Source organism: Paraburkholderia lebeckiae (genome assembly GCF_014201005.1).
Taxonomy (GTDB): Bacteria; Pseudomonadota; Gammaproteobacteria; order Burkholderiales; family Burkholderiaceae; genus Paraburkholderia; species Paraburkholderia tuberum.
Genome location: NZ_JACHDK010000034.1, coordinates 38,975 through 47,755, shown reverse-complemented (window position 1 = coordinate 47,755; position 8,781 = coordinate 38,975). Strand labels below are relative to the sequence as shown.

The following is an 8,781-nucleotide window of genomic DNA, read 5'->3' as shown; positions in this document are numbered from 1 at the left end:
TCCACCCGGTATGACAAGCTCGCTGACAGCTATCTCGTGTTCGCGTCCCTTGCCTGCTCGTTTGGGCCGCTTTTAAATGTGAACACGGCCTAGTGAGCAACAGCTGGCATCGGAAATGCCAACACGAGAATCAGATCGAGAAATCTCCACACGAAAAGCAATAACAGCGGAGTCGTCCAAACGGTAAGCACCATGACCCAGCGCGCCCGATCCAGTCTGGCCCGCGAATGTCTTTGCCTGTGGCAGCCGGCCTGAGTAGTCGCTTTCAATTCAGCCTGTCCCCGAATCCAAATACACTATCGGTTCCCAGCAAACCAGTCTGTCAAGCTCGTTGAATCTCGACGGCGGTCGGTCACAAACATCTGCTTTTCCCGCTCCGACAAAAACTCGCGAGTGCGTGACAATTATTCACAACATCACGCCCCGTTCCGGTTATGCTGAATTCATCGACTTTTCCGGTCGATCACGGGCAGGAGAGCTAATCCCCGAAGCTGCGCCTGCTCCTTGAAGCCCCGACTAATCCCCGATTGCCGGGGCTTCACCTTTTCTCTTCCCATACTCCCTATTCGCTATCTCTCTCTCGAACGCGCACTGATACCATTCCGTGAAGTACGGCGGACTGATCGTTAACACCAACGCCCGGTTCGCTTTGCTCTGACACGCACATATCGGAATGCATTGCCCGCCCCTTGATGAAGGCTGTAAGCAGATGGAAAACAACTACAACGCCAACGCTAAAAGCAGATCGGACCTGAGCTGCTCAGAAGCGTCGATCGACTTGGGCGTTTTGGTCTATATCGACAACAGAAAGGAGACCGTCGAGGAGTTTCATTGGCTCTACAAGAGCATGATTTTCAGCAATTTGTTCCTGCGCTCCAGGATTATTGCTGTGTGTCATCCTGATGCGATCAATCTTCTGCCAGTCGATGAAAAGTTGACGATCATTCCGAGTACGCCATACCTCGAGCGGAATGCTGAATGGCAGGGATATGCTTATATCAATAGCGTTGGAAACTTCGTTGATCAAAGCGTTTTTGACGAGTGCAAAAAATACCGATTTATATTGAAAACGGACTGCGACACGTTCGTGACGCCAGCATTGCTTGACTTTTCTCCATCCGGACTATGCTTTGGTTTCGGCGCGTACGCCTATGAGGAAGAAGTCCGAGGGAAATTGTCTCAATGTAGTCTACGGTGGGGATTCCCTCATTCTGGCCTGCACAATGTTGGGGCTTCGGTCCTGGGACCATCAGACCATGTGTGCAACTTCCTCACTGCGCAGCTGGACTATTGCAACAAATTAATCAAAGAGGAATTTTCCAACTTCGAAGGTGCATGGCCAGGCTGGTGTAAGAATGTTTTGACGATGTACGCTGGGGAGCTAGCGCTTCGCCGCACCTATCCGCAACAATGTTCGCTCGGGTTCCTTGACCACTTCCCTTCTGCAACGAGAAATATCGGCAGTGACGTTCTGCATATTCATGCGTGGCATACGAACCAATATTGGTCAAAACACGACTTTCGTGCAGGAAAATATTTTGACATCAGATCAGACCAAATAGATCGAAACACTTTGGGGGGCTACTGCCATTGGCTCGCTCAGTCTGCTATTGATAACGTTGTAAATGAAAGACTCACTCGTTAGACCGGAATCATTGTGACGGCTGAGTCGTGGCCTTCAGTCAGTCCAATACGATCTTCTCGGCTTTTCACTCCACTTACTGTAAGTTGAGCAGACGTGAACCACGTTCGTTGGTTAGCCTAAAGACAGGCGACCTGCAGGTGGCGGGCTCACGGAAAAGTTTCTAGTCCCACCTGGTATGCCATTAACCCCGTCCATCGCCATTCGAGAAGCGAGGCCATCTTTTCGAGACGCGCAAACTCCTCTTGCCCCCGTCTTGTGAGGATCGCGATGTCGATGGGTTCGGGAACTCTCGCGTTGACTCTGGGCGGAAAGCGCCGGACCTCGACCAGCCCGAGGTTGCGAAGCGTAATCAGTTTCTTCGGCTTCTTCCCCCATGGGATCTGGCGGTGACAAACTAGCATAAGCAATCGGAGACTTTCTTCGTTGGACAACACCGCAATCTCCTAACGTGCGCAATGGGTCATCCCGCTTGTACTGCTCTACTTTTGTCGCAGACTGATTCCTTTCTGCGTCTTCACAGCGATTGCGTCAAACAGCTCACGCGCGCTGAAAAATTCCAACCGCCCTTCCTCGGCAAAAATCCTCAGTCGCCCACCACAGATCTGAATCACGCAGTCCTGACCCCAAGCTGCTCGAATCTGGCCTAAAAGTGCTTGCTGTTCATCGTCGTAGTAATACAGCCACGCTCGATATGCCGGATCATGTCCCGCAACCGCGAAAGATGAGGCAACGTCCGTATGCATCGGGATACTCCATCGAGTGAACCACCGAAAGGCCGCCCTCGATCACTTCGCGACCATAATACAACGCCCACGAGTTCACCCCGCAACGACCTAATGGACAACCACCGACTTTGGAAATATCAGCGCGAGAATCAAATGGAGAAATCCCCACACGAACAGCAGTGACAGTGAAATCGTCCCGATGCCAAGCAATGCGATCCAGCGCTTGCGAAGACCCGACATGCCTTCAACTTCGTCGGTCCGGCGCGCGAATTTCTTTGCCTCAGGCAGCCCCGGTTGAGTAGTTACTTCGCTTCGCATATGTCAGCTTTTCCCGAAGAAAGCATTTGAACAGCTTTTGTATGGCACAGTTTGTCGCCGACTAAACGATTAATGCAATGCGCGCGCAACCGAACCGCATCGGCTTGCGGACGCATGTACTCTACCGGTGCGGGGCAACTCGGTCTGTCAAGGTTTGTTAAAACTCGAAGGAGAGTTCGAGATGCGAATCGTAGAGAGCTGGCAGAACGACCACGAAGGTGCCTGACGCACACTAGGACCAGCGCCCTTTTGGTCTCGTCCTGACAAGCACATACCGGAATGCATCGCCTGACATCAGTGCAACCAGACGCATGATCCTCACCCCTTGCACGCCCGTCACAATCGCAGGTTTTGACGTGACCCACGCCTCCATCGCTTCGAGTTGCTGATGCAATTCCGATATTGTTTTCGTCTTTAACTCATTCATTACGCGTCGCTCCCGTCGCCACTAACAATTTCCAGAATCGTATCCAGGCTCTGGCGTGAAAACCTGATCGAATTCGATCAAACGCCGTCTGGCCAGGGAAACGACATCTGTACTTGTTTTCAGGGTGCTGTTACAAGATCGACCACTATCGATGGATAGGCGGTCGACTCCTCCGCCGCCTGTGCCACGTGAAGAAAATTAGCATCGCTGGACGCCCTCCCTTTCCACACATGATCGTCGACTTTCCGGCCTACCAGGTACAGCCGAAAATATGCCCCTAGAATGATCACGCCCATAGCAGTTATTACGAGACCGCCTTTCGCCATGCGTATCTTCTCCAACTGCACACTGGTGAGTCGAACCCCAACGCGTTTCTCGCCGTGGCCGGCCGCGAGCAAGAGCATGTCGTCATCCGCGGCAAGAGACCAATTCGGCGTCTCCGTGCCGAGCCGTAGATAGAGCAGATCCTCTGCAGACCATGCAACCATGCCAGGCACCTTCAGCAATCAAAAAATTTTGTAGTCGTGCAGAGCGGTTTCGCGATTGCGCCGGTCCTCGGCCAACACGCGACGCGCCTCGCGATGGACTGCCAGAATGCCCAACGACAACTCGTCAAGACCGGCAGCTCGCGCGGCCATCTTGAGTGAAGCGTAATCTTCGGGGTGAAGCGAAAGGGTCACTTGGACCTGATGCGGGGTTGCCATGGATAGCTCCAGTTTCGTTCGGTGCTCACAAGGTTCGGGTTAGAACACTCGCAACCGAATGTAACCGGACGCGCACGTGGGGGTTGCCAAGAATTGTGACATCGGGGGCCCTTGTGCGTCTGTCGGGTAGGGCTTGCGATTGATCCATTCCGCGAGGCTCCCGAGTCTGGCCGAACGTGCCTAACGCTCCCAGCGTGAAACCCGTGCTTTCAGCCAACGCAATCTGTTAGCCAACCGAAGCTTGCACCAGAACAAACTCGACACGGCGATTCGCAAAGCGACCGCCCGCCGTCGCATTGCTCGCGATCGGCGTCGCTGAGCCATAGCCGCGTGCCGTCAACAGGTCCGGCTTCACCCCCGCCTCGATCAGAAAACCGCGCACCGCGTCCGCACGCTTTTGCGAGAGCAGCAGATTGGCCTGCTCATCGCCAACGTTGTCGGAATATGCCTTGATATCGAGTGCCACGGGATGGCCGTCGTCAGAACATGCCTTAAGCAGTTGTGCGGACTCGGCAAGGTTCTCTTTGGCGGATAAAGGGATATGTCCACTGGATGCAGCGAAGTCCACGACCTGCAAGTTCAGAACTGTTGCGACATCCGGACCTATGCACGCGTTGCCCGCATCGAGCAATTTCACCATCGTGCTCAGGAACAGCTGCGTGGCGAGATCGACGGCTTTTCCCGCGCTGAACTGACCGATTTCCCAGGACGGACCGAACACATTCTGCAGGCGCTGCTTCCAGCCAAGCGATGCATTCGCCGCCGCCCCGCCTAGCTCGATGTGCTGCGCGTCTATTCCGACCTCGGCGCGCGGCAGGGCCATCAACGACAAGAGCTCATCGATGTGCGTCAGCCAGTAAGATGGGCGCAGGCTCGCATCGACTTTCAGGTCGGCGGCGAAGCGTCCCGCGCCAAATCTTCGGTTCAACACATCGGTAAGTGTTTGCCGCTCCGCATCGCTACTCAGCGTACCCGTCAATGAAGGCACGCCGGCTTGATTGACGCTAAAAGCGATCCTTCCACTTCTCGTGGAAGCGTTCGCCGCCGGATTTGAAGCGGCTTCGAACACTGCATCGGCCGCCGGGGCAGACGCTGCACCTCCCGACGCCGTCATCGGAGCCGCCGCGCATCCCTGCGGTACGGATGAAGCCGCGTCCGGTCGCGCTACGACGCCAGGGACGGCCGACGCGATCGAGGGCGCGACGACGCCACTGGTCAAAACATTCGACGACGCGGTCGGTTCAACACCCGCCCTCTGCCCGAAAAATTGGGCATAGACGAAAACCCCAAGCAGTATGGCCGTCAACACGGCAAACAGCAGCCATATGCCTCTACGCGAAGACCTCGCTCCGGCGACCGGGCGCCGCGACTTCGTGCGCCGCGGCGGGTGCGGAACGTCGAAGTACGTTTTCATCGTCAGCCATCGGGTGCATCATATTGGCCGCTACTGACTCAAGCCTGCCTGCAATCGATCGAGTGAAATTGCCAGCATTTTCAAATCCGATCGACTCGGCGACGTGATCGGTCAAAAGCCTCGATACAACAGGCGATTGACCGCCGAGCAACGCAGGCAGTCCGGCCAACGTTCCCTGCTCAAGCAGAATGTGATGTTTGAGCACGCCGAACATCACCGAACCGACCAACGCGGTCATGACATGAGCGGCCTGAGGCGGTATGCCGGTCTGACGCGAGATCGGATCACTCGCCAGCGCGATACGCGTGCCGGTAGAACGCACGAAGAGCGACTCTCCTATTGTTTCAAGGTCTTTGATACTCGATGAAGCACTACACAGCTGCAGGAATTGCTCTTCGATACGTGCATTCGCTTCTGGCGACATCACGGCGGAGAATACGGCCTTCGCCCCATCGGGCGTCACCGCAGCCGCCATCAGCGAAGCAATCAGCGCAGGGCTGGCGTGGGTCGGAATCCTGCCAAGTATTTCCGACGAAAGGCCGATTTGCTCCGCAAGACACTGCCGGATCGAATCGGAAAATACCGCATCAATTGAGTTGGCAAGATCGATGCTCTTCATTTCTGTTCTCGTGAAATTGCTGCGCTTGAGCGCCTGGGCAAGGCCAGGCGATGTTTTGAGCGTAAGGTAAGCACTTTTAGAGAGCCTGTGAAGCACGCTTTAACTCTTTTCTAATAACTGACGTAAATCCGCAAACTTTGACAGAAGTTCAGATTTTGGTCGCGAAGGACAGCAGATGAGCGTTTCACCAAATCGCCTGCCCGTAAATCTCGTCGGTCGGATTCACAAAATGTGGCAATTGCCAGGAATAAGCACAGCTACAGTTCACGAACTCACGCGCAGGAGACCAAACAGCGCGTCGCTTTTTGGGTGTCCGCGATTGCACACTGAAAGAGTGTGGACGCACGGTGGTTGGCCGCGTCAATTGCCCACGGAATCAACCGCGACGACGCAACGAAAAACTGACGTGAACTCGTGCAGATGAAGAAAAAGACCAATGAGGCTCAATACCCCATGAAGTTCGACATGACAAAGCAATTTGGAGCAGCGCTACTGGTTAGCGTGGTGCTCGCAGGATGTTCCGTAGCATCAGGCCCGACGTTTAGTGCATACTCGGTCAACCTCCCGAATAATGAAAAGGCGTTTCGGGTGGATTGCGATGGACTCATCTCGAGCCAGAACACCTGTTATTCGAAGGCTCGCGAAATCTGCGCCAAGAACCCCGTGCGTCCGATGCAGGAGATTGCACCGCTTGCGGCCGCTGGAAGTCATCGCGACGTGCGCACGCTGACATTCCAGTGCGCAGCGGCGCCTGTCGCGCAGACAGCTCCGGTCGCAGCCCCTTCACCGATGCCTGCCCCTCCCCCCGTCGCGCGGGTTGCCGCTCCAGCACGCGTGCCGCCTCAGAAGCTGTCGTTGAACGGCGATGCAACTTTCGAACTCAATAAGGCGACGCTCACGACCGAAGCTCGTCTTCGTCTCGACGCGCTGATCAAAACTGCGGCAGGTGCGAGGTTCGACACTGTCACGGTGAATGGCTATACCGACGCGACGGCATCCAGCTCCTACAATCGGAAATTATCAACGCAGCGCGCGCAAAGCGTCGCGCAGTATCTGCAGAGCCACGGATTGAAGGCGCAGCAATTCGTTGTCAACGGACACGGCAGTGCCAATCCCGTTTCGCCGAATACGACGGCAGACGGACGCGCAAAAAACCGGCGCGTGGAGATCGTATTGAACTAATAGATGAGGCAGACCTCATCCAGTGCACACGAGATTCACTGGCGGCCTGTTGGCGCGGGCTCCGGCATCGAAAATGCAAAAAAGCCCTTGGATTGACGCGTTTCTCCGATAATCACACCCACCACGGTTCTGTCACGGTAAGGCGCGGAAAACCTCGCAACGCTATTCAGATAAAACCTGATCGCTTTCTCCTCGATGTGACTGGCTCGGAGTTCATCAACTCGCTGGAATTCGGTTATCCGTTGGTTTGAGGGAAAGCGGTTGTCCGGTGCTGGCCTCCCATGTCAGATCGCGTGACCTGTACGGTATCCGTGGAGGAAGCGCGCGATCCGGTCGATCGAATCCGCGAGATCGTCCACGTTCGGCAGGAACACCACGCGGAAATGATCCGGCGTTTTCCAGTTGAACCCGGTGCCCTGGACGAGCAGCACGCGCTCTTCGAGCAACAGGTCGAGGATGAACTGCTGATCGTCCTTGATCGGATAAATTTTCGGGTCGAGGCGTGGGAACATGTACAGCGCTGCTTCAGGCTTCACGCAGCTCACGCCAGGAATCGCCGTCAGCATGTCGTACGCGAGTTCCCGCTGCTTGTACAGACGCCCGCCCGGCACGATCAGGTCGTTGATGCTCTGATAGCCACCCAACGCGGTCTGGATCGCGTACTGGCCCGGCACGTTCGAGCACAGGCGCATCGAGGCCAGAATGCCGAGTCCTTCAAAATAGTCGCGACCGTTGCGGCGATTCTCGCCGGTCAGGCCCGAAATGAACATCCAGCCTGCGCGGTAGCCGCACGCGCGGTAACTTTTCGACAGGCTGTTGAACGTGATGGTCAGCACGTCTTCCGACAGCGCGGCCATTGCCGTGTGCTTCTTGCTGTCGTAGACGATCTTGTCGTAGACCTCATCGGCGAAGATCACAAGGCCGTGCTGACGCGCGATTTCGATCAGGCCGAGCAGCAGTTCGTCCGAATACAGCGCGCCGGTGGGATTGTTCGGGTTGATGACGACGAGCGCACGCGTGTTCGGCGTGATCTTGGCGCGGATGTCGTCGAGGTCTGGCATCCAGCGGTTCGCTTCGTCGCAGATGTAGTGTACCGGCGTGCCGCCCGCGAGGCTCACGCCGGCCGTCCACAGCGGATAGTCGGGCGCCGGTAGCAGCACTTCGTCGCCATCGTTCAGTAGCCCCTGCAGCGCCATCACGATCAGCTCGGACGCGCCGTTGCCGATGTAGATGTCGTCCAGCTCGACCCCACGCACGCCTTTTTGCAGGGCGTAGTGCATGATCGCCTTGCGCGCGGCGAAAACGCCCTTCGAGTCTGAGTAGCCGGACGAGCCCGGCAAGTTCAGAATCATGTCATGGATGATCTCGTCCGGGGCATCAAAGCCAAACGGCGCGAGATTGCCGATGTTCAGCTTGATGATGCGGTGGCCTTCTTCTTCGAGCCGCTTCGCATGCTCGAGGACAGGCCCGCGGATGTCATAGCAGACGTTCATCAGCTTGGCGGATTTAAGAATCTGTTTCACGGCAGCCACCTCATCTTGGACAAATAGTTGAGCAAGTCAGCAACGTGCAGCATAGAGGCACAAACGACGGCGCCTTACCCATGCTCGTTTAGGGAATCGTCATAGCGCCGTCGCAGTTATGACCATGGTTGCACCCTTCGCTATGTCATTGATCCGCTCTTGAGCACCGGCAATACGTTGATCGGCGTAGTCGTAGTCATTGGATTCGCCTCTTGCTGGTTCAA

At 55.9% G+C, this 8,781-nt stretch carries 9 protein-coding genes and 1 pseudogene; 3 read left to right on the top strand and 7 right to left on the bottom strand.

Features of this window, described 5'->3' with window-relative positions; translation table 11 throughout:
- Both HDG39_RS32385 and HDG39_RS32380 read left to right on the top strand, forming a co-directional pair.
- Positions 1-93, top strand: a pseudogene (locus HDG39_RS32385) (IS5/IS1182 family transposase); the annotation flags it as partial.
- A 616-nt stretch (positions 94-709) separates the two neighbouring features.
- On the top strand, positions 710-1,645 hold the full coding sequence (locus tag HDG39_RS32380; RefSeq protein ID WP_260328428.1) for a DUF7164 domain-containing protein: 936 nt from the start codon (positions 710-712) through the stop codon (positions 1,643-1,645).
- Between the two features lie 479 nt (positions 1,646-2,124).
- On the opposite strand, the gene HDG39_RS32375 is transcribed toward HDG39_RS32380, so the two are convergent.
- From HDG39_RS32375 to HDG39_RS32350, 6 genes are all read right to left on the bottom strand, one after another.
- The gene (locus HDG39_RS32375; RefSeq protein ID WP_184012044.1) at positions 2,125-2,388 is read right to left on the bottom strand and encodes a hypothetical protein; all 264 of its coding nucleotides are present in this window, start codon (positions 2,386-2,388) and stop codon (positions 2,125-2,127) included.
- Between the two features lie 90 nt (positions 2,389-2,478).
- On the bottom strand, positions 2,479-2,688 hold the full coding sequence (locus HDG39_RS32370; protein WP_184012042.1) for a hypothetical protein: 210 nt from the start codon (positions 2,686-2,688) through the stop codon (positions 2,479-2,481).
- 546 nt (positions 2,689-3,234) lie between these two features.
- On the bottom strand, positions 3,235-3,603 hold the full coding sequence (locus HDG39_RS32365) for a hypothetical protein (protein WP_184012040.1): 369 nt from the start codon (positions 3,601-3,603) through the stop codon (positions 3,235-3,237).
- An 18-nt stretch (positions 3,604-3,621) separates the two neighbouring features.
- Complete coding sequence (locus tag HDG39_RS32360; protein ID WP_184012038.1) at positions 3,622-3,819, bottom strand: hypothetical protein; 198 nt, start codon at positions 3,817-3,819, stop codon at positions 3,622-3,624.
- A gap of 226 nt (positions 3,820-4,045) precedes the next feature.
- Positions 4,046-4,933: an OmpA family protein gene (locus tag HDG39_RS32355; protein WP_184012036.1), complete on the bottom strand. Its 888-nt coding sequence runs from the start codon at positions 4,931-4,933 to the stop codon at positions 4,046-4,048.
- A gap of 217 nt (positions 4,934-5,150) precedes the next feature.
- The gene (locus HDG39_RS32350; RefSeq protein WP_184012034.1) at positions 5,151-5,852 is read right to left on the bottom strand and encodes a DUF937 domain-containing protein; all 702 of its coding nucleotides are present in this window, start codon (positions 5,850-5,852) and stop codon (positions 5,151-5,153) included.
- A gap of 420 nt (positions 5,853-6,272) precedes the next feature.
- Between HDG39_RS32350 and HDG39_RS32345 the strand changes: the two genes are divergently transcribed.
- A complete protein-coding gene (locus tag HDG39_RS32345; RefSeq protein ID WP_260328427.1) occupies positions 6,273-7,034 on the top strand; it encodes an OmpA family protein in 762 nt (253 codons plus the stop codon).
- 284 nt (positions 7,035-7,318) lie between these two features.
- Here the strand turns inward: HDG39_RS32345 and HDG39_RS32340 are convergent, their stop codons facing one another.
- Positions 7,319-8,566 carry a pyridoxal phosphate-dependent aminotransferase gene (locus tag HDG39_RS32340; RefSeq protein ID WP_311667919.1) on the bottom strand — a complete coding sequence of 416 codons (1,248 nt, stop codon included), beginning with the start codon at positions 8,564-8,566 and terminating at the stop codon, positions 7,319-7,321.
- Between the last annotated feature and the right edge of the window lie 215 nt (positions 8,567-8,781).

What these genes read in the sequence shown, in the direction of transcription:
- HDG39_RS32370 (WP_184012042.1), bottom strand. Translation starts at nt 2,688, where the DNA reads ATGCGAAGCGAAGTAACTACTCAACCGGGGCTGCCTGAGGCAAAGAAA.
- HDG39_RS32350 (WP_184012034.1), bottom strand. Translation starts at nt 5,852, where the DNA reads ATGAAGAGCATCGATCTTGCCAACTCAATTGATGCGGTATTTTCCGAT.
- HDG39_RS32375 (WP_184012044.1), bottom strand. Translation starts at nt 2,388, where the DNA reads ATGCATACGGACGTTGCCTCATCTTTCGCGGTTGCGGGACATGATCCG.
- HDG39_RS32365 (WP_184012040.1), bottom strand. Translation starts at nt 3,603, where the DNA reads ATGGTTGCATGGTCTGCAGAGGATCTGCTCTATCTACGGCTCGGCACG.
- HDG39_RS32345 (WP_260328427.1), top strand. Translation starts at nt 6,273, where the DNA reads ATGAAGAAAAAGACCAATGAGGCTCAATACCCCATGAAGTTCGACATG.
- HDG39_RS32360 (WP_184012038.1), bottom strand. Translation starts at nt 3,819, where the DNA reads ATGGCAACCCCGCATCAGGTCCAAGTGACCCTTTCGCTTCACCCCGAA.
- HDG39_RS32380 (WP_260328428.1), top strand. Translation starts at nt 710, where the DNA reads ATGGAAAACAACTACAACGCCAACGCTAAAAGCAGATCGGACCTGAGC.
- HDG39_RS32355 (WP_184012036.1), bottom strand. Translation starts at nt 4,933, where the DNA reads ATGACGGCGTCGGGAGGTGCAGCGTCTGCCCCGGCGGCCGATGCAGTG.